The sequence below is a fragment of the Pediococcus pentosaceus genome, assembly GCF_001437285.1.
Taxonomy (GTDB): Bacteria; Bacillota; Bacilli; order Lactobacillales; family Lactobacillaceae; genus Pediococcus; species Pediococcus pentosaceus.
The window spans coordinates 93126-114511 of the sequence record NZ_JQBF01000001.1 but is presented as its reverse complement, the minus strand read 5'-3'; the positions used below and the strand labels follow the sequence as shown (position 1 = coordinate 114511).

Annotated in this window: 14 protein-coding genes and 2 pseudogenes; 3 read left to right on the top strand and 13 right to left on the bottom strand. The window is 37.2% G+C overall.

The features are described from left to right. Nucleotides 1-86: 86 nt before the first annotated feature. From IV86_RS00510 to IV86_RS00495, 4 genes are all read right to left on the bottom strand, one after another. Nucleotides 87-3479 (bottom strand): YhgE/Pip domain-containing protein, encoded by a 3393-nt coding sequence (locus tag IV86_RS00510; protein WP_002834255.1) that lies wholly within the window; start codon nucleotides 3477-3479, stop codon nucleotides 87-89. Between the two features lie 69 nt (nucleotides 3480-3548). Continuing rightward, on the bottom strand, nucleotides 3549-3869 hold the full coding sequence (locus tag IV86_RS00505) for an ArsR/SmtB family transcription factor (RefSeq protein WP_002834256.1): 321 nt from the start codon (nucleotides 3867-3869) through the stop codon (nucleotides 3549-3551). A gap of 102 nt (nucleotides 3870-3971) precedes the next feature. Then, entirely contained in the window at nucleotides 3972-4463 is a 492-nt protein-coding gene (locus IV86_RS00500) for a DUF1836 domain-containing protein (RefSeq protein ID WP_232625422.1), read from the bottom strand. 19 nt (nucleotides 4464-4482) lie between these two features. Then, the gene (locus IV86_RS00495; RefSeq protein WP_002834259.1) at nucleotides 4483-5346 is read right to left on the bottom strand and encodes a DegV family protein; all 864 of its coding nucleotides are present in this window, start codon (nucleotides 5344-5346) and stop codon (nucleotides 4483-4485) included. A 202-nt stretch (nucleotides 5347-5548) separates the two neighbouring features. On the opposite strand from IV86_RS00495, the gene IV86_RS00490 reads away from it, so the two are divergent. Then, nucleotides 5549-6388 (top strand): methyltransferase domain-containing protein, encoded by an 840-nt coding sequence (locus IV86_RS00490; protein WP_002834261.1) that lies wholly within the window; start codon nucleotides 5549-5551, stop codon nucleotides 6386-6388. A 418-nt stretch (nucleotides 6389-6806) separates the two neighbouring features. Here IV86_RS00490 and IV86_RS00485 read toward each other — a convergent pair whose 3' ends face one another. Together IV86_RS00485 and IV86_RS00480 are read right to left on the bottom strand one after the other, a co-directional pair. After that, nucleotides 6807-8612 (bottom strand): DUF2207 domain-containing protein, encoded by a 1806-nt coding sequence (locus IV86_RS00485; protein ID WP_002834262.1) that lies wholly within the window; start codon nucleotides 8610-8612, stop codon nucleotides 6807-6809. 142 nt (nucleotides 8613-8754) lie between these two features. Further along, a complete protein-coding gene (locus IV86_RS00480) occupies nucleotides 8755-9867 on the bottom strand; it encodes a low temperature requirement protein A (RefSeq protein WP_002834264.1) in 1113 nt (370 codons plus the stop codon). Nucleotides 9868-10020: 153 nt separating this feature from the next. Between IV86_RS00480 and IV86_RS00475 the strand changes: the two are divergent. After that, nucleotides 10021-10857, top strand: a pseudogene (locus IV86_RS00475) (manganese catalase). Nucleotides 10858-10909: 52 nt separating this feature from the next. Here the strand turns inward: IV86_RS00475 and IV86_RS00470 are convergent. Together IV86_RS00470 and IV86_RS00465 are read right to left on the bottom strand one after the other, a co-directional pair. Continuing rightward, nucleotides 10910-11635, bottom strand: coding sequence for an EAL domain-containing protein (locus IV86_RS00470; RefSeq protein ID WP_002834268.1), 726 nt, complete (start codon nucleotides 11633-11635; stop codon nucleotides 10910-10912). Beyond that, nucleotides 11632-12834 (bottom strand): GGDEF domain-containing protein, encoded by a 1203-nt coding sequence (locus IV86_RS00465; RefSeq protein ID WP_002834269.1) that lies wholly within the window; start codon nucleotides 12832-12834, stop codon nucleotides 11632-11634. Before IV86_RS00465 ends, IV86_RS00470 begins: the two co-directional genes overlap by 4 nt. 680 nt (nucleotides 12835-13514) lie before the next feature. On the opposite strand from IV86_RS00465, the pseudogene IV86_RS00460 reads away from it, so the two are divergent. Continuing rightward, a pseudogene (locus IV86_RS00460) lies at nucleotides 13515-14946 on the top strand (MFS transporter). A gap of 52 nt (nucleotides 14947-14998) precedes the next feature. On the opposite strand, the gene IV86_RS00455 reads toward IV86_RS00460, so the two are convergent. The 5 genes from IV86_RS00455 to walK form a co-directional block, all read right to left on the bottom strand. Next, nucleotides 14999-16249 carry a S1C family serine protease gene (locus tag IV86_RS00455; protein WP_002834273.1) on the bottom strand — a complete coding sequence of 417 codons (1251 nt, stop codon included), beginning with the start codon at nucleotides 16247-16249 and terminating at the stop codon, nucleotides 14999-15001. Between the two features lie 112 nt (nucleotides 16250-16361). Continuing rightward, a complete protein-coding gene (locus IV86_RS00450) occupies nucleotides 16362-17165 on the bottom strand; it encodes an MBL fold metallo-hydrolase (protein ID WP_002834275.1) in 804 nt (267 codons plus the stop codon). A gap of 72 nt (nucleotides 17166-17237) precedes the next feature. After that, the gene (locus IV86_RS00445) at nucleotides 17238-18224 is read right to left on the bottom strand and encodes a two-component system regulatory protein YycI (protein WP_029257591.1); all 987 of its coding nucleotides are present in this window, start codon (nucleotides 18222-18224) and stop codon (nucleotides 17238-17240) included. 11 nt (nucleotides 18225-18235) lie between these two features. Continuing rightward, the gene (locus tag IV86_RS00440; RefSeq protein WP_029257592.1) at nucleotides 18236-19531 is read right to left on the bottom strand and encodes a YycH family regulatory protein; all 1296 of its coding nucleotides are present in this window, start codon (nucleotides 19529-19531) and stop codon (nucleotides 18236-18238) included. Beyond that, entirely contained in the window at nucleotides 19531-21378 is a 1848-nt protein-coding gene (gene walK, locus IV86_RS00435; protein WP_036673237.1) for a cell wall metabolism sensor histidine kinase WalK, read from the bottom strand. Before walK ends, IV86_RS00440 begins: the two co-directional genes overlap by 1 nt. Nucleotides 21379-21386 lie beyond the last annotated feature (8 nt).

Below are 21386 nucleotides of genomic sequence, written 5' to 3'. Positions count from 1 at the left end.
TGTAATTACTCTTTTATAGAGGACTACTTAATTTATAAAAAATCACATTACATCAAACCTGACGTAATGTGATTTTTAATTACCTTCTATCTTTCAACTTCTTGTAACTTTTGATTGTCATCTAGTTGAGATTTACCTTCTAAATGTTTCTTTTGAAGTTGAACCATGCTGAACCATAGCAATGCAAGAGCTATAATTGCGAACAATAATAGAGCTCCCATCGATTGAACAACCGTGATATTCCCTAAACCAGACGTAATTGATTGACGGAATGACAAGATTGAGTACGTCAATGGCAAGAATGGATGAATTGCATTATAGAAACTGTTTGTAACTTCCATTGGGAAGGTACCACCCGAACCACCAAGTTGAAGCATCAATAGAATCATTGCAACGAATCGACCAGGATTATCGAAGGCCATCGATAAGAACATAACGATGTACATCGACGTCAAAGCAATCATAATTGCGGTTAAGTAGTATTGACCTACATGATCAACATGGATACCAGCAACCATCATAATCGTTGCTTCAATCAAAGCCATTCCAAGAGCAACCGCTGTACCAACTGATACTTTACTCAAGAACCAGTCTGTAGCTGTACCACCACGCTTAGAAATCTTACGGATTGGGTAAGCGAAGTTAAAGACGATAGCACCAACATAAAGGGCTAATGAAAGCACATATGGTGCCAAAGCATGCCCATAATTTGGCACATAACTGTAATCAGTTTGTTTCAAATGGGTTGGAGCAGCGAACATTTGAGCAGTTTTGCTTGTAAGAGGAACACTGTTAACTTGTTTTGAACCCTTTTCTAAACTATCTGCTAGCGTACCATTACCATCACTAATTTGTTTGCTACCGTCAAGCAGCTGATCAGAGTTAGCATCTAATTCGCTTGCACCGGCATTTAGCTTATTAACACCGTCAATTAGTTCACCTGTACTTCCATTTAAGGTTTGAAGTCCATCATTTAAGGTATGACTTCCTGAATCTAACTGTTGAACGCCGCTAATCAAGGTTCCTGTGCTTCCATTTAGAGTTTGAAGTCCGCTATTCAATGTGTGACTTCCTGAATCTAATTGTTGAACGCCACCTACAAGAGCTGGAATTTGACCATTTAATTGCTTAAGTCCACCAGTAACTTGTGATGATCCACCAACTAATTGGTTGCTACCAGCAGCTAACATCCCTACACCACTAACCAAGGTTGGCATTTGTGAACTAGCAGTACTGATACCACCATTAAGTTGACTTACACCATTTACTAAAGCAGCTCCGTTTCCACTAAGTTGAGAACTACCTTGAGTTAATTGGCTAATTCCAGATTGTAATGCCGGCATTTGGCCATTGATAGTAGTCAAGGCTGTATCAAGTGTTTGAGCACCACTAGTTAATTTCTTAACATTATCTGAACTCTTATTAGTTTGGCTAGCTAAATCACTTGCACCGTTGTTCAATTGCGACACACCATCAGATAACTTAGATGCTGAGCCTGAGAATTTATCCACGGCACCTGAAAGCTTGCTTGAGCTATCTGAGAGGACCTTCAAGTTATCAGTAACACTTTGTGATCCTTGAGCCAGGGCTTTAATCTTAGCAGCTAATGTGGCCATTTCGTCACCGTTTGCAGAAAGTGAATTGATTCCTGAAGCAACCTTTTGGAATGAAGCACTTAAAGCTGCAATCTTAGCATCTAAATCAGCTTGTTTTGAAGATAATGAATTCAATTTTGAAACTTGTCCTTCAACACTACTAATTTCACCTTGAATTGCTGAAATTTTACTTGTATCAATAGTTTGTGAAGTTGTAGTTGATTGGGCTGTACTTGCGCCAGAACCAGCAACACCTGCTAAAGCGGCCTTGGCTTTAGCTGCATCTTCTGCGGATAAACCAGCTCCATCAATTTTAGCGTTGATTGTAGCTTGTGATACTCCTGAGGATGCTGGTGCTGCTTTAGTAGTAGTCGTTGTTTTAGCTGAACTAGCTAAAGCACCGACATCACTCTTAATTTTATTTAGTTGGCTACTAATTGAACTAGCTGCACTAGAATTGTTTCCGCCAGAAACATCTGTTTTAGATAGCGCTGCTAGTTGTGAATTGATTGAATTTAATTCACTCTTCAAAGCACTAGCTTGCTTACTCATATCAGATGGAGTAATTTGGCTTGAAAGTTGGTTCAATCCGTTAGAAACTTGGCTATTAGCACCATAGAGTTGTTTTGAACCACCCGCAATACTATCAACAGCTGACTTCATTTGGCCAACGCTTGATGGTAAGTCCTTAGTATTATTAGCTAAGCTAGCAATACCACTTTGTAAAGTGGAAGTACCATCAGAAACTTTAGTAGTGTATTCGTTGATTCCGCTATTTAAATCACTTGCTCCAGATGAAATTTGTTTGATGCCACCTACTAATTCACCAGTATTAGCATCTAATTTTTGGATACCACTATTAAGTTGATAAACACCACCAACATATTGAGGAACTGCAACATTTAGTTGAGCAGAACCATCTTTTAGTTGTGATACGCCAGTAACTAAAGCACCACTCTTAGATTGTAATTCAGAAATACCTTTATTTAGAGCAACTGCTCCGTTAGTAACTTGTCCTGAACCATTAGCCAACTGTGATACACCAGAAGAAAGGGCACCAGTTTTGCTGTTCAACTGATCTAAGCCAGCTGATAATTGACTTGAACCACCAGCTAATTGAGCTACACCGGATGCCAAAGTTCCAGTCTTACTGTTTAATTCATCCAAGCCACCAGTTAATTGGCTTGAACCATCTGCTAACTGTTTTACACCAGATTGCAGAGGAGCCACAGAAACCGCCATTGTAGCAATTCCATCGTGTAATTGTGATACACCGGCCGTATAAGTCTTAGTACCATCGTTTAATTGAACCGCGCCGTCTTTAAGTTTATTAGCACCATCGGCCGCGTCTTTGAAACCTTTACCAGCTTTTTTAACTTGATCAAACATAGCTGTAGCATAAGATTTAGTAACTTGCTCCCGTACTTGAGAGTTTAACTTTTCTGTACCTACGTCACTAATTACTTTACCAATGTAGTTTAGCGAAGCATTAGTAGCATACTTCAACTGCATCTTTTTAGGATTTTTATCTGTTACAGTTGCAGCATTTGCTGAGAAGTTCTTAGGGATTGTGACTACTGTATAGTACTTTTTATCCTTCATTCCTTCTTTAGCTTTATTAGCTGAAACGAATTTCCAGCCTAACTGGTCATTTTTCTTCAGATTGGAAACCATCTCGTCCCCAACCGCGAGTTTTTTACCTTGATACTCAACGGGTTTATCTAAGTTAACCACTGCAACTGGTAAATTTTTTGTATCTCCGTACGGATCCCATACTGATTTCAAGAAGAAAACACTATATAGGAAAGGAATGAAAATAATTGCCAGAACTGAAATTAAGATTAACTTATTTTTCCCTATAAACTTCCATTCTTTGCGAATCATCCAACTAGTCCCCTTTAACCTTTAATTTATATATCCGGATATATGAATCATGATGTACTTCTAAAAGATCTATCGCAATAACTTCTTATCTTTTCTCAAGATGTCAATCAGTTCTTGGACCTGAGCCAATGCGTCTTTGATCGTCAATTGGTAAATATTACTTGTCCCAACCTTGCGGACGGAAACCAAACTGAGGTCTTTTAACTGCTTGATATGGTGTGATACGGCTGGTTGTGAAAGACCAATTAGCTTAGTTAGTTCACTCACCGTCAACCCCGCATCACTTTCGCCAAGTGTAATCATAATTTGTTGACGGCGTTCGTCAGAAAGGGCATCCAACAGTGGGATGTTCTTCTTGAACGCAGCAAGAGCAGCATTGTTTTTGACCATCTTTCTCCTCCATTCGAATATTCGAATATTTAAATACAAATTAAATCTTAACGCTAAATTTAATTCAATTCAACCTTAAGATTAACTTTAATTATTTTTCTTCTAGATCAGACAATAAGTCCTTAGCCATCTTCTTGGTAAGCATAGAAAAATGGCACTATGCTGGAGGGAAACCACCGCCGTTTCGGCTAATAGTTCGTTCCACAAATTACGCGGTCCATGTTGAGAAATTCGTTGGACTTCTTCGTTAAAAGCATTCACAAAATTATTGTAGGCCCTCCTTGAACTGGTCAACTTAAGTTCAGCTTCGAACCCTCGTTTAATTTCATCTAAACTCAAAATGCTTTTTAAACATCCAATGATGATGACAGCAGCCAATTGCATCCGTCCGTACAGTTTACCTTGTGGGCGAATAATGACTGCTTGCTTCAGATAATTATGCATCATCGTTGGTGTTAACAAATCGACTTCTAATGGACGCAAATAATTATTAGCCAAATCAATTACTTGGTCCAAGTGAAGTTCAATATTTGGTAATTCATCCCATTTGGGCAAGCTCATTTTGGCAAAATTTTCTAATTGTTTTGAATCCATTTGATCTCCTTCAATCACCTTATTTAATAATTTGTACACCAATGCCAATTAATCCTGGACCGGTATGTACTCCCAATGCAGGTGAAATATCTCCATTATAAAATTTTCCCATATTAGGGTATTTATTTTTAAACTCAGTACTAATTTGATTCATTAACCCCTCATTGAGACCGTGTACCACAGCTAAATTAAACTTTTGAGCATTCTTAAGGGTATCTTCAACTAATTGTAGCATTTTTTTAAGGGCTTTTTTCTCCCCATGTGCCTTCGCCACTGGATAATAAATTCCCTCATCATCACATGAAATAATCGGCTTCAAATTAATAATGGAACCCACCAAGCCGGCGACACGTCCAATACGCCCACCCGCAATTAAGTATTTTAAAGTTGGAACATAGAAAAATACCTTCGTTTGATTAGCCACACGCTGAACTTCTTCAACGATCTGATTGAACTCCCAGCCTTCTTCAATCACTTCACTTGCTCTTACTGCAGCAAACCCACTAGCAATTCCAATATTTTTAGTATCAATTACCTCAATTTGAAGTTGAGGGTAATTTTTAGCATATATTTTAACTTGCTGTGCTGTTCCAGATAATCCCGAGGAAATACAGACAGCAATAATTTGCGTAAAGCCTCGTTTTGATAAATTATCTAGTGCTTTTGTGATTAATTCACCCTTAGGGCTGGCCGTAGTTGGCAAAGGATTGGCCTTAGCCAACTTTTGATAAAATTCATCTGGCTCAATATTTACACGATCTTGGTACTCTTCTTCCCCAAAGAAGACTCCCATCGGAATCATTTCAAAATATTCCCGATTGGCAATTTCAGCTGGTACATCGGAACACGAATCGACCAGCACCGCTATTTTTTGTTTAAGCATGCTAACTTCCCCTTTGTTTTAAAAACTATCTATCTAGTTCATAAAACTAGTATAACAATTTCGATGACTAACTTAGCTATTTAATAAATTTTTCCTAGTACTACTAGCTTCTTTTCGTTACATTAAACTAACGATTGAAACAATCCGGTGGTATTAAATGGTAGAATAGTTTTAATATCTTTCAGAATATCGAGGTTTCATCTTGAATAAAATCGAATTAGCAACCCAATTTATCCAACGACACTTACACCAATTTCAGTGTCCCATCTGTAAATCGAATTTCAATGAAGTTCAATCCGGGACTTTAATTTGTAATAATCAGCATTCATTTAATATTGCCAAAAAAGGAAGTCTCTTCTTTTTAAATAATCCTGTTAACACTGAATATACTAATGAGATGTTAACTTATCGAAATCAGTTTTTGACGGCTGGGTTTTTCAACCCGATGTTAGAAGAAGTTATCAACAATATTTCGGGAGATTTAATTTTAGATGCAGGTTGTGGAGAAGGAACTACTACTAAATGGATGGCATCTCATTTCGACGGAGACTTCGTGGGTTTGGATATCTCTAAACCAGCGATTAATATTGCCGGCTCTGGAATTGCTCCTCAACCCTATCCTTTATTTATGGTGGGCGATTTAGCTCAATTACCTTTCGCAGATCAAGGTTTAACTTCAATCGTCAACATTTTATCTCCAGCCAATTATCAAGAATTTGATCGAACGCTGGCAACCCATGGTGAATTAATTAAAGTGATTCCTGGAAATCATTATCTAAGTGAACTTCGACAACTCGTCTACCCTGATGGTGAACATGCGACCTATGATAATGCTCCGGTTAAAAACCATTTTATCGAACACTATGAACACGTCGAATTTTCTAAAATCAGCTATAAATTTCCGCTTGACGACAAATTATTCACGGCCCTTTTCAATATGACACCTTTAACTTGGCAAGCTCAGGATCGTAAAGAGGCTATTTTACAAGATGGATTAAAAGAAATCACGGCGGAATTTGAAATTGGTGTAGTTCGTAAATAATAAAAAGGCTTCAATCAATGTTAACGAATTGATTGAAGCCTTTTTTCTATATTATTAATATTTTAAATTTATTGTAGTTTTTGAATGTACTTGGATTAAGTACTTACTTATTCTTGTCTATTTATTTTCAAATAACATGGTCAAACGTACCTAAAAAATGTCCTAATATCATGAACAATGTCTCGCAAAGCCTGAAAAACAAGTTTTAGAATCCATCAAACAGCACTGTTATCCTGAAGTTTGCATATAACTTAAGTTTTAATTGAAAAATAATTGGGTTAAAACAAAATGAATATCTTAGCTGGAATGCAGATATTCACAAAAACATAATTAATAATACCCTTTGCTCCTGTACCCGAAGCAACATCTTCAACCTTACGCTATTACTTCAGCAGTGTCAAATTTAACGAATTAAAGTTTAAAAGGCTCCACCACCGGAACCACCTCCAAAACCACCAGAACTACCTCCACTAAATCCGCCGGACGAACCACTGGAACTAGCTGATACTGAGTGTGAAATAGAAGTACTAATACTGTTAGCAATGCCTACATGCATTCCGTTGATTCCATAATAGTAGGCATAAAATGGAACATTTTCATTTAATTGGGTTCCAAAATCCGTCTTTAGTTTTTTAGCAACCTTTTCTGCCAACCCAAAAGCGGTGGCATATGGCAAAATTTGTTCCCAAAGAATTAAGTCACCAATCTCCGCCGTATTAAAATGAGCAATATCTTTCATCATCTGTTTAAATCCTCGGATTTGATTATATTGCTGCAATCCAGCCTCGTTATACATTGAAACCTTATCCCAAGTAGCTAAAACCCAAGCTTCAATTATCAACGTTAAGACTATTCCGCCTATCCAGTACAAGTTAGTTGCTTCCCCAAATCTTCCGATAATTCCTACTATGAAAGCAAGGATTGGAGTAGCAATTGCTAGCCCAAGCAGTCCATAACGATAACTAATATTATACGTATCTTTAAAGCGGGCTAAATTGGTATCAACCTCAGACTGCCACTCCTTGTACCATGTAGCTACATTATTCTTCTTGTCTTTTTTAGCATAATCATTAATTTGCTTGATAGTAACTTGTTGACCATCACCAATGCGGTCCAAGCAGTGATCGACAAAGGACATGTTGAATTTACCTTGACGCTCAATTTCAGTGGTTTCCTTACCTCGCTTGCCATAGGGAATCTGTTTGAACTTCAATTTACCTTCAGCCGCCAAAACTAACATTTCAGCAGAAACACCCTTAGTATCAGCTTTACTCTTGTTAAATAGCGCTTCTGCCTCTGCTGGTGAGATGCTCGGGACGTCAAAACTATGTTCCATGGGCGTCGGGATATCATATTGATGATATCCATGTTTTTTTAACCAACCCATCATACCGATTAAAATCAGTACACTTATGATGGCACTGGTAATTTTAGCATAAGTCGCAATGCGTCGAGCTCTTGCTTGGGCTTCATTTTCACGCTTTACCAGTTGATATTCCTGTTTTTTTACTGCTGCTAGATGATTTTGATTAACAATTTTTTTATTATCGGGAGTTAAAGCCGTGGGAAATACCATATGTGCTTCCACAAAAGTATTCTCTGGATTGTCTCCTATATCTAAAGTTACTTTACCTTTAGCTTTATCCACCGTAGTGTAGCCTGCAGCCTCCCCATGAGACCAAGCATGAAGTCCTTTAACATTCTTTCCAGGTAATTTAATGGTAACTTGCGCATCCTCTAAGGGTACATCCCAACCCGATCCAATTACTTTCCAATTAATTTCAGCTGTATCTTTGTAGTTGGTCACCACCCCGTTAATCCGATAATGGTACGTAATTTTGGTTTGGTCATCACTTGATACAGCATTATAAACCTTAATTTTCATTTGCTTTTTACTTGATTCAACTTTAGCAGTTAAATTTTCACCGCTGTTATTAATAGGAACTTGGTTTTGGGTTCCCTTGTTATTAGAAACGGTAATCCCCTCTAATTCTGCTCCCGCGGTTCCTCTTAAATCTTGAGTCAAATAAACTCCATGATAATCATCATCAAAGTCGTACAAAACACTTTGATTGATGTTGGCGCTCCCATCCTTATTTACATTAATCTGCATTCTAAATTGTGAAATTTCGTAATCCGCCTTAACTGTCTTAACATTCCAAAAAATACCGAAGGTTAGCATCGTGACTAACAATAGGAACGTTCTTTTCGTAAAAAATTTCATATTACTCCCCCAAAAATTGTTCAATAATCCCCGTTAAATGTTAGTCAAAGTATAGCATACGTGAGCAGGTGCGGACGATGGTAGAATCTGTTTCAGAGTTGATAAAAATGCTTTTCTAAGTCCTTCGATATTTATATCTCGGCTACCTTTCATACCGACGTACCAACGATAACGTTATGACTACCGCATTAATTAACGTTGTTAAAGCTGTCACACCAGCGATTATCGAAAACGTTGCAAAGCACATTGATGTAAAATACCCCATCAATGTAACGACGATGAAAGCAACGACTACATAATTTTCTAACTTTAGCGTAGTTTTGTTGTAATAACTTGCAATAACAATTCCGATATAAAATAGCGCTATCCCCACATACAGACACGTAATCGAAAATATAGCATTAGCTTCAGATTCATGGATAAAATCCAAGGCCACCGTGACTAAACTCAAGCCAAACAAAATAAAGTAATGTAAATATATTAGTAAATTTCCAGTTTCATGGGTACGCTGTTCTTCAATTAAATGATCAAACTCCACAATATACGTAAAAAATAGACTAACTACAATTATAAAAATCATTATGGATTGAATTGAAAATGTATTTTGCGTGAAATATTTTGAAATACCTACGATGGTTTCACCGAACATAATAATAATCAAGGCCGTTAGTCGTTCTAATAAATGAGAGAAAATAATGGGGTGCTTTTGAGTATGTTTCCCGGTAAAAGCGGGTATAATCCAACTAGTGATAATTCCAAACAAGGCAATTGTCGTCCCCCATCTGCCAGCCAACACTCCCCCCGCTAACAAACAAGCCGTTCTAAAAAACAAAATTCTCATAAAAGCCATCGCAATGTTTCGGTCATACTCATTTTTAGTTTGTACAAAAACTAGTAAGTATTGAATTGCCAAAGTTAGTGATAAAAGCCCTGCTGCTATAAAGAAGCCAATTAAGTGTCGGTCAAACGTGTCGGAAAAAGCATTCGACATATAAAGTACAATCGCCATATCGACAAAAGATAAAATTACATTAGACCATTGGGACTTCCCATAGCGATTATTAAAAACCGTCTGGACCATCCACGAATTGATCGAAACGATTACAACTAAAGTAAAGATACTTAGTGCACTTGGGCTAATTACACCATTTTGTAGATGATGGATTAACCCTGTTACTTGTGAAATCATATATACAAAAACTAAATCATAGAAAAGTTCGATCATCGAAACTTTTTTTAACAGCTCATTTTTCACAAAAATCACCTTCATTATCTAGAGTCTTTATGGATATCATAGCAAATTTACCCCCGTAAATTTAGTTAATTTATTTTTTTAAATGTAAGCATTTTATTTGAGCTATATCAATAAAACCTTTAATATCTGAACCACAAAAGGAGGGATTGTATAATGTTTAAACATCAAAAGGAACTACAGTTTGAAGCAAAACCAGATCGCCCAGATCCAATCGTTGCTAAGTACCTTCAAGAATTAATTGGGGGACAATATGGTGAAATGAGTGTGGCCATGCAATATCTTTTCCAAGGTTGGAGTTGCCGAGGAGAAGAAAAGTATAAAGATATGATAATGGATATCGCTACTGAAGAAATTGGCCACGTCGAAATGTTGGCTACCATGGTGGCACGACTTTTAGAAGATGCTCCCATCGCTGACCAACATGCTGCTATGCAAGCGGATCCCACAGTTGGAGCCATCATCTCTGGAATGAACCCCCAACATGCTATTGTTGCCGGTTTAGGCCCTCGCCCTGCTGACAGCGTTGGTAACCCTTGGAGTGGTGCCTACATTATTGCTAGTGGTAACCTACTTGCCGATTTTCGTGCTAACCTCAATGCTGAATCCCAAGGTCGACTCCAAGTTGCTCGAATCTATGAGATGATTGACGACCAAGGTGTTAAAGACTTACTTTCTGTCCTACTAGCTCGTGACAGTTATCACCAAAATCTCTGGGCTAGTGCGGTTAAAGAACTCGAAGAAAAAGAGGATTCAATGTTAGTACCGACGACTTTCCCTCGGGATAAAGAACGTAAAGACATTGCTTACGATTTCTACAACTTCTCTCAAGGAGATGAAAGTAGTACCGGGCCATGGGCCAGTGGAGAGGCTTTGGATGGCGAAGGTGAATACCACTGGTAGGACGAACCAAAAGTAGAAGGTTCGGCTCCTAATCTAAAACCCGTTTCTCCTAAAATGTATGGAACCCCTGAAAATAAATCAGAAATTTAAATAAGCGAAAAGCGAAAAAATCATAACTGATTTTTTCGCTTTTTTTAAGCTTTTATTTTAATTTTCTTGGGGTTGCGAAATAGTAACCTTGCTGTTTTTCTAAACCATTTTCTAAGAGCCATTTACTAACTTCAAGACTATCAATCCCTTCAATTACAAGATCAATTCCAGTATTTGCAGCTAGTGCTTTCCATAAAGAAATTGTAACTGTAATCATCCCTTCTTCTACATTTCGTAGTTGAATTAGTGATAGCTTGAGACGATCAATATCCTGCGTATATTCACGAACGGCATTAAAACTATTCATTCCACTAGAAACATCATCAACTGCAACACTGAAGCCCATTTCATGGATTCTCTTAATTTGATCTCGTACAGAATAATTGAAATATTGGTCAATATCACGGTTACTAGGGATACTTTCCGTAACTTCAATCATCACCCGATCACAATAAGGAATTAAACCTTTCATTGCTTCAAACGTAGAATCATATAATAGTTGCTGCGGGTCGAGGTTAAAGCTATATTGGATACCAGGATTATCGTTAATAATCTCAATGATGTTTTTAACTAACCATGTACAAAAAACTAAATTTGATGCATCATCACGCATGTATTCCTTATATAGCATTGCGGGGAAACGATTCTCTCCACCAGTTTTTCTAAGTAGTAATTCGCTCCCGATGACCTTTTTTTCTTCCTTTTCGGCCGCATCTATCAAAAAAATCGGTTGTTCATAGAAGCAAATTCCTTCTAATTTTTGTTCAAGTTCGCTCAATTTAGCGAGGCCACCTTTCCCTCAACCGTAATACTATTACGTTTGTTTCTCTTAGATTGATACAAATAATCATCCACACGTTTGTAGAATGTTTGGAAATCAAAATCATCATCTCTTAATTGAGAAATACCGATTGAAACTTTAATTCCAACTCGATCATGATTGTTAACCCTAATTGTTTCTTTTACCAAATCATCGCGGATGGCTCTTACAATTTTTTCACAATCATCCGCAGTACGGCCTCGAAAAATAATGGCGAATTCTTCCCCGCCAACCCGGAATAGTTGACCATGAGCTTTACGATCTACAAGTTCATATGAAAAACGATCCGCAACCAACCTTAAAACTTTATCTCCAACTTGATGACCGTATTGGTCATTAAATTGTTTAAAATGATCAATATCAAACATTACCATGGTTAATGGTGCATCATTATTAGAATAAAATTCGAATACGCCTTTCACAACCTTATTAAAGCTATTACGGTTATAAACTCCTGTTAACGCATCAGTATCTACTTCCTGCATCAAGTTTAAATACTGCTTCATGATCATTCTGACTTTTTTGTTACCAAAATGGACGATTGACATTGCGATTAAAAATTCCAAGGTCAAGCACATAATATCGACGATAGTTAGATGATGAATGTCCTTAAGTACAAACCACCAAGCTAATCCAAACATAATTAACGTACTGTAATATTTAACATTCTCATCAATCAAAGTGTCATTTTGCTGGTAGATTGTGTATGAAATTAAGATAATTACCAAGATTGCTAAAATAGGAGCAATATCAAATCCTATTTGTCCACGTACTATCCCTAACCCGTATACATACATGGGTAAAATAATATTAAACCACAGTACGACTTTTCTATGAACGATATATAGACAGTAGAATAGCACCACAAATTGAGCAGTTGAGTATTTCCAACCTAACTCACTACTAGCAATTGTTGAGTACAAATGAGTAAACACGTTTTGTAAGAAAACCATCGCGATTGTTAGACCAACACCCCATAGTAGTTCTTCAATGAGTGTTGAACTTGTTTTTGTTTTATCCATATTCATCTCAACTACGTAGGTACCTGCAGCTAACATGAATAATACTCCGACCGTAATTGCCGCAATAACTACCGTATTAAAACTAAAAAAACCTTTTGCCCAATATATGATTGTATTCATTACAGTATTTTCCATAAGTTTTTCCTTTACTACTCCATATCCCCTATTCTCTGAACAATTTACTATTCCTCAAAAATAGGTATACTTTTAACACTGAAGTCCTTTTCTTGTTAAGTAATGCTCAAAATTGCTTAAATCAACTTTCAATTTTGTATTTTCCACCCCGTTTTTTGTATGGACTTGGATATTTAAACGACTGCTATGCAATTTCACCCAAGTATTTCAGATGAAAGCAAGAACGACATAACACCATCTAGTGTATTCGTCCTTGCTTCATTACATTTCATAAAATCATTATCCTTTGGACTAAATAATAGACTTGAATACGCTATCTATATCTCCAAAGTAAACGGAATTTCATTTTTCGTAGCTTATAAAAGAATAGCATATCCATTTTTGGAAAACAATCCAACAAGGGTGTTTAAAATTTGTACATACATCTTTTTATATAGTATACAACTTTTTAAGTGTATAAAAAATATCTATTATCATTAATAATTAATTTTAAATATTATGATTTCCAATCAGAACGATGTTTCTTATATTTATCCCCCCAAAAATCCTTTCTTCATCTCTGCCCTAAGTTGTAATCTGACTAGGCGATATATATACTAAAATATTACTAGCGTTTAATTACTTAAATTAAACTTTTAGCTTAATTTTAAGTGATTACCTCAAAGGAGAACAAATTAATTATGGAATCAACATCTTTTGTTAATAATCCAGAAATCCAAAAACATCGGTGGTGGATTTTAATTGCCGTATGTAGTTTTACTTTCATGTCGACTTTAGATGGTAGCATTGTTAATATTGCGTTGCCGGTCATGAGTAGTACTATGCATGTTCCTATGAATAAGGCTGAATGGGTCGTTTCCATTTACCTCATTGTTATCTGTACTCTCTTACTCTTATTTGGAAAATTGGGTGACGCTCATGGAAAAATACGGGTCTTTAAAATTGGTACCATGTTATTTACCATAGGATCACTTCTATGCGGATTTAATACTGGTTTAACATTCCTATTGATTGCTCGCATTATTCAAGCTGTAGGGGGCCGCTATGACAATGAGCACTAATAATGGCATCATTACTGAAGTTTTCCCCGCCCAAGAGCGTGGCCGGGCTTTAGGAATGATTGGTTCATTTGTCGCCCTTGGTAGTATTGCTGGGCCTGGAATTGGGGGTTTAATTCTAGCCCATTTTAACTGGGGATATATTTTCTGGATCAACGTTCCCATTGGATTATTAGCCATTTTAGTTGGTCATAAAATTCTTCCCAAAGATGTAATTATGACTCATCAAAAAATCGACAAACCTGGTACGATCTTATTTGCCATCACGATGATTACCCTATTCGTTGGTATTTCTATGGGACAGGAAGTCGGTTTTACCCAGCCACTGATTCTAACAATGTTGTTCGTTGCCTTAATCGCCTTGGGCACTTTTTTATATGTGGAATCACACGTTGAAACACCCATTTTAGCTTTATATATTTTCAAAAATATGCGTTTTACCCTCAGTATTATCTGTGCCTTCTTAATTTTCATTACTGGATTTTTCTTTAACGTTATTTCTCCATTTTACTTAGAGAATACACTTGGTTTGCCTGCTAATTATGCTGGATATACCTTGATGATTTATCCACTGATCAATGTTGTGACAGCGCCAGTAGCCGGTGCTATTTCAGATAAAATCGGATCTGAAAAATTAACTTTTGTTGGATTACTCATTATTTTAGCCGCTCAATTAGGCTACATCGTCACTAATTTGGCAACTCCTTTATGGCTTTTCATGATTTTTATCGGTTTAAACGGGTTGGGAAATGGTATTTTCCAAGCTCCCAACAATGCACTTGTAATGGGCTCCGTTGAACCTAAAGACTTGGGCATTGCTGGTGGAATTAATTCATTAGCTCGAAATCTCGGAATGGTTGTTGGAATTTCGTTTGCAACCACTGTATTATTTTCCGCAATGAGCCATATCGCTGGACATAGTGTCACTTCAGTTGTACCGGGGCATCCTGAAATTTTTATTGCTGGAATGCATGTAGCTTTTACCGTTTCCTTTGGTGTTTGTTTAATTGCTACCCTAATCACCGGATATCGTTTGTTGCGCCGTCAAAAATAAAAAGCTGGAAGCATTTTAGGTTGGTTAATTTCACCTAGATGCTCCAGCTTTTTTATTTTGTAGTAGTAGATGATGTTGTTGTACTTGTCTTAGTCAATGTCACTACTGTTGTTTTATACTTGCCATCACGATAATAGCCCACCGTGATTTTATCATTAATCTTGTGCTTGTATAGTGCCTCACGAAGTCCGGCTGTATCAGTAATTGCCTTATCATCAATCTTAGTAATAACATCGTATTTCTTCAAACCTGCTGTTTTGGCTGGACCATTATTAACTTGCATCAATACGGTTCCGTCCGTTACGTTAGAAGGTAGTTTAAGGATTGATTTTTGCTGTGTAGATGAAACTTGGGTTAAATCGACTAAAGCGACACCCAGCGCAGGACGTGTGATTTTACCATTCTTAACCAGTTGATCAATAATGGTTACTACTTCATTTGAAGGAATTGCAAATCCCATTCCCTCTACTGTAGTAGAATCACTCCCACTAGCAGAGAGTTTCATCGAATTAATTCCGATTACTTGGCCAGCTAAGTTAATTAGTGGGCCGCCAGAATTTCCGGCATTGATGGCTGCATCCGTCTGAATAACAGTTGCTTCTCCATTATTCTGTCCATTTTCAGTGGTAGTTTCCACCGTTCGTTTCTTAGCCGAAATAATTCCTTGGGTTAGTGAGGTGGCATATTCTGATCCTAATGGTGATCCAATTGCCAAGGCTGTTTCACCAACTTTAATGTTATCGGAATTACCAAAGCTAGCAACGGTGGTAACTGCTGATGAATTAATCTTCAACACGGCCAAATCCGTTACACTATCTGTTCCCACAATCTTAGCAGGAAGTTTTTTACCATTGCTCATAATAATCTCAAGTGAACTTGAGCCACTTACTACGTGGTTATTCGTTACAATATAGGCTGTGTCACCACTCTTTTTATAGATAACTCCAGATCCTTCTGAGGCGGTCTCTAATTCTGAAGAGCTACTTGATGATTTGCTAGAAGAACTCGATTCGTTTCCAAAAATTGAGCTAATGATACTGTCAGAATCATTAGTATTAGCCTTTTGTAGGTTAATCACTGAAACCACTGAATCCTTAATTGTAGAGAATGCTTTGGATGATTGACTACTTACGTTAACTTTAACATTACTAGTCTTGGTTGTTCCTGTGGTATTTGAGCCCGTTGGTACTGCTGTATTAGATGATTCCATCTGGTTATGAATGAAGCTCGCCCCACCATAAGCAACACCCCCACCCAGTAGGCCCGCAATGGCTGCAACAATGACTAATTTGTTTGTTTTCATAAGAATGCGCGGATTTCCCGCTCCCCCCTCATACAAAATTTATTTTAAATTTATTGTACATGGTAAATACGATGGTTATGTGAATTTAGTCCTCAAAAATTTGAAATTTTTATTAAATTAAAGTTAAAGGATCCGCAATTTCGTGGTCAGTATCTAAAATTTCGAAATCGTGTCCAACCGCTAAATCGTGATTTTGCATCATGGAAGATACTGTTAGATGCGCTAATTCTTTCATATTATTATGGAGGCTTAAATGACCTAAGTAGATTTTTTTAGTTCGATTACCAATCACGTCCATTAGAGCGTTGGCACCATCTTCATTAGACAAATGCCCGTGGTCCCCCATAATTCTTTGTTTCAAAGGCCATGGATAACCACCCATTCGTAGCATCTCAGTATCATGATTAACTTCAAAAAGATAACCATCTGCGTTCCTAATAGTTCCAGCAATTCGATCAGAAACATAACCCGTATCTGTTAAAATTACAAATGATTTACCCGCATGGTGGAATTCATAAAACTGAGGTTCAGCTGCATCATGTGAAACTGAAAAACTTTCAATATCGAGGTCATCTAGAGACTTAGTAGTATTAGGATCAAAAATGAATTTTTGCTCAGTTGGAACTTTGCCAATTTTACCACCGATGGCATCCCAAGTTCCTTGGTTAGCATAGATATCAATTCCATATTTTCGAGCTAATACTCCCACACTTTGGATATGATCCGAATGTTCATGGGTAACAAAAAGTGAATCAACTTCGCTAATATCGCGTCCAACGCTGTCCATTAAACCTGCGATTTTTTTACCACTTAGTCCAGCATCCACCAAGACTTTTCGTTCTGGCGTTTCAATATATGTTACATTTCCCGTACTGCCACTTGCGAGTACGCTAACTTTCAAACCATCTTCGCTCATTTCTAGACCTTCCTACTTAATTTAACTTAAATTGATGCAAAAATTGAACTTCAAATGAAGTTCGTAACCAACTTAATATGTGGTGCTCGTACTAGTTGTAGCTTCTGTCGTTGCTGAACTGGTTGAGCTGGTTGTACTAGACACATCACTACTAGCACTCGTTGCCTCCGACTCAGAAGTTTCCGTGCTTGAAACACTACTGCTATCATCACTCGCTGCGGTACTACCACTTGCTTGCGTCGAGGACTCTGTGGTTACTTCATGGTCCTTTTTGATCAAGACCCCTGAAAAAGCATTAATTCTTTTCACTTGAATACCAGTGCTACTCTTACTCTTAATTCCGATTACCCATGTCGGAACATATACTACTCCGTTATCGGTGGTAAGTAAATTTGTATAACCTAAATCGGCCCATTCCACCTTGGAATCATTTTGAATTTCATTATATTGATATAGCCACGTTACTGCTCGAGTTTGACTAATCAGTTCGCTCTTTTCTCGCAGTTGTTTCTCATTTACCAAATGTCCTTGCGTATAACCAGTAACTTCATTGCTAGCATTAACATAAAAAGTTAGCTTTCCAGCCTTGGAATAGACGGGGTGTCCATCAATCATCTGCGTATAAACTACTTGGACATTTGTACTTAAATTAGGGTTGTACTGGTATTCAGAGCCATAAACGATGTTGTAGCGATTCTTGACGAATGTATTAAGTACTTTTTGCGGTTGTTTAGGATCGACCGTAAGTTCCTCATTCAAAGTACTTTCAACGTAATTATCAACTACTCGTGCGCTTTGGTCAGTGAGACGTTTGATATTATCCTTTAAAGATGTGTCGACTGTCGCACTTGCATAGTAACCGTTCATTTTTTTATTTGAAAGAGGCATATAAGTAATCTGGTCGTTTCTCATTTCCTTCAGTATCGTCGAATTTTCGCTTGAATTCGACGATGAAGTCGTCCCAGCTTCTAATTGATATTGCCAGTAGGAACCAAATAAATAGGCATTCAAAATAGCGAATACAACAATAAAGATGACTTCGATTCTTCTGAAATCCATTTCGTTCCTCCTTAGCTAACTAAATCGCGATATGACGTCCAGTCGCCATGGTACTTGATAAACCAGGTTGGTTCAAGTTCAACCGTTGAATTAGCTTTAGTTGTACTTGGACGTTCATATCCAATATCAATGTCTTCAATTTTATCAGTATTAATTCCGCTATATTTTAATTCATCCAACATATCTTGCGTACTTGGTAGCTCCTTGTCACTCTTTGATGTGGGAACTGGAACGTCAAGATTATAGATTGAAAATGAGGTCGTGGTTTGTTTTGCTTGGTGAGCGACTTTAATCGTATCCAGACCGTCTGCATTGAAGATCGGGAAGCCTTCTACAAAATCTCTAAATTCGATTTCATGATTATTTTCATGGAAATTGAAATAGCGCATGTTGTCCACTTGTACCCCTAGTTGTTTCATCTGATAAAAGCTCAACTCTAGATTTCGCTTTAAGCTTTCTTCAGTATCATTAGCTTTGCTGGCATTATTAAACGCCACAAAACCATTGTTTTTAATCAGCAAACGTTTGGTTGTATCATTTGAGACATATTCTGTACCATCTTTAGTTTTCTTCGTATCAATTGAATCTGCATCAGTATTTGTTAACAAGTTGGCAGTGAAGACGCTACTGCTCTCTTTATTAACTGAAAAACTATAATAAGGTACCTTAATTGCAGTTTGATAATCATTAATCAGATTATGATTCATGATGGTTTCTTTCACTTTATACTGACTATCACTCTGCTTAATCAATTTGCGTAACTGCTTTAAATCTTGTTTAGAAGCTTTAGCTTGGTAAACGTCATAAGTCGCATCATTTAACAGGAAAAACTCGTTTGGCTTATTCACGTTAACTACAATTTGGCTAATTTCAGCGTTTGTATTTAACTTTTGATCATAAATACTATTGAAAATTTTCCCAGTGATGTTACTCGGATATTTCAGCATCAAACTGTGACTTAACGTAGCATAATCCAAAAAACGTTCTTTATTACCTCTTGAAACCCGAGTTATGTTTGATAATTTCCAACTCGAAATTTCTTTAACAGCTGCCTTGGGAAGGCTACTTTTAGAATTATTAATCAATTCTTGTTGTTCTCCCTTGGTATAGATAACCTGCGTTGGTAAGATAACATCGCCTTTATCCCGATTAACCTGGTTTGATTGTACTTTTTCACTGGAAACCTGCTTAGCGCGTTCATACCGAGCCGGGTTAGTCCAAATTACCCATGAAAGCACGATGCTAGTTAACGCTAATATTAATAGAATGACATGTCGGACAATTTTACGCGTTTTAGTATCTTTCATTATTCCCAAGTATCTCCTTCCTCAAAGGGTTCATATGGAAGTGAAATGTAGAAGGTAGATCCTTCACCTTCGCGACTTTCGACCCAAATTCGACCACCATGAAGTTGGATAACTTCTTTTGAAATCGCCAATCCCAAACCAGTACCACCTTGAGCCCGTGAACGAGCCTTATCCACACGGTAAAAACGATCGAAAATGTGGCTGATTGAATCCTTTGGAATTCCCAAACCTTGATCTGTAATACTCATAATCACGTGATTGTGGGTCTCTAATAGCCGACAGGTAATAATCCCCCCATCTGGAGAATATTTAATCGCATTATTCATGATATTATCCAATACTTGTTGAATTTTATCTGTATCAACTTCAACCCAAATATCACGACGCGTAAAGTCGCGTTTAATAGAGTAATTTTTATCTGGTTTATCACTATTTTTCAGAATCATATCGAAACGGTCCAAAATATGGTTGAATAATTCATTTAGGTTAACATATTCACGTTCCAATCTAGCCGTTCCTAAATCCATACGTGATAAATTTAGTAAATCATTAATCATCCGCATCATTCGATCCGTTTCTTCCTGCGTAACCTTCAAGAAATTAGGGGCCACTTCTGGATCTTTCCATGCTCCTTCAACCAATGCTTCAATATAACTCTTCATACTAGTCAAAGGTGTCCGCAATTCATGCGAAACGTTAGAAACAAATCGTTTTCGGTCTTGATCAATTTTTTGCTGTTCAGTAACATCATGTAAAACACAAACCAGACCACTAATAAAGCCTGATTCACGCTGAATTAAGGCAAATGAAGCATGTAAAATTAAATCTTGGTCATCATCGGAAAGATCTAAAACAACCTGCTCTTGATTTTCAAGTAAGTCCCGTAAAGTAAACGTTCCTCGTAAATCGAGAATGTCTAAAATTGATTTCCCAACGATTTGGTCATTTTCAAGATTCAAGAAATCCGTTGCCATTTCATTAACGATGGTTATTCGTCCGCGTCGATCTGTCGCCAGCACCCCATCAGTCATATAGCCCAAGACGGAATCAAGACGCCGCCGTTCAGATTCAGTCGATTCCTGAGATTCTTCTACCCGTACAGAAAGTTCATTAACAGCTTCTGCTAGTTGGCCAAGTTCATCATCACCATAAATCTGAACCTGACCAGAATAATCTCCACGGGCGATTTGAATCGTTCGTTGCCGCATTTCTTCGATAGGACGGGTAATCGCTCGGGAAATTAAAACGGCTAAAATTAGTCCAATTGTAATCGCAATTAAAGCAGCTACTACGAAAATTAACGTAATATTATTAACATTTTGATATACCGATTCTAGATTAGCGCGTATATAAACAACACCCGTCAAGTTGTTGGTTGCTCCTGCAGTGTTAATTAAAGGAACAATTGAAACAAAATAACGCGTGTTAGTGGTTTTATTGTACGAAACTTGTTGATAGGTTCGCGTATTGTAGATTACATCCTTAACATTGCGATCCGTTGTCTTTTGACCAACAATACTCTGGTTAGTACTATTACTCGTTCCCCGAATAACACCCTTGGCATCAATCACTCGAATTTCCGTGATATTTTGATTATTGATGTTTCCAATGATATCGGATATTTGTGAGTTAGCGCTCTTCGTATTAGCACGTTCTAATTGCGTACTAATCTCATTTTCAACATAAGGTTGTAGTTGAACTTGAGTTTTAAATTGATTCAAGTTTTGTGTTTCAAGTTGTCGCACAAAAATAACTCCAACGACTTCCAACGTTACGACTAGCAACATTGCAAACACTAGAGCTATTTTAAAGTTAATTGATTTGAAAAAATTCGTTCGTTTATTCATTTAGTCTC

Coding starts and splice junctions, on each gene's coding strand:
- IV86_RS00440 (WP_029257592.1), bottom strand. CDS start 19,531: ATGAAAGATACTAAAACGCGTAAAATTGTCCGACATGTCATTCTATTA.
- IV86_RS00445 (WP_029257591.1), bottom strand. CDS start 18,224: ATGGATTTCAGAAGAATCGAAGTCATCTTTATTGTTGTATTCGCTATT.
- IV86_RS00510 (WP_002834255.1), bottom strand. CDS start 3,479: ATGATTCGCAAAGAATGGAAGTTTATAGGGAAAAATAAGTTAATCTTA.
- IV86_RS00505 (WP_002834256.1), bottom strand. CDS start 3,869: ATGGTCAAAAACAATGCTGCTCTTGCTGCGTTCAAGAAGAACATCCCA.
- IV86_RS00485 (WP_002834262.1), bottom strand. CDS start 8,612: ATGAAATTTTTTACGAAAAGAACGTTCCTATTGTTAGTCACGATGCTA.
- IV86_RS00495 (WP_002834259.1), bottom strand. CDS start 5,346: ATGCTTAAACAAAAAATAGCGGTGCTGGTCGATTCGTGTTCCGATGTA.
- IV86_RS00450 (WP_002834275.1), bottom strand. CDS start 17,165: ATGAGCGAAGATGGTTTGAAAGTTAGCGTACTCGCAAGTGGCAGTACG.
- IV86_RS00465 (WP_002834269.1), bottom strand. CDS start 12,834: ATGGAAAATACTGTAATGAATACAATCATATATTGGGCAAAAGGTTTT.
- IV86_RS00500 (WP_232625422.1), bottom strand. CDS start 4,463: ATGGATTCAAAACAATTAGAAAATTTTGCCAAAATGAGCTTGCCCAAA.
- IV86_RS00455 (WP_002834273.1), bottom strand. CDS start 16,249: ATGAAAACAAACAAATTAGTCATTGTTGCAGCCATTGCGGGCCTACTG.
- walK (WP_036673237.1), bottom strand. CDS start 21,378: ATGAATAAACGAACGAATTTTTTCAAATCAATTAACTTTAAAATAGCT.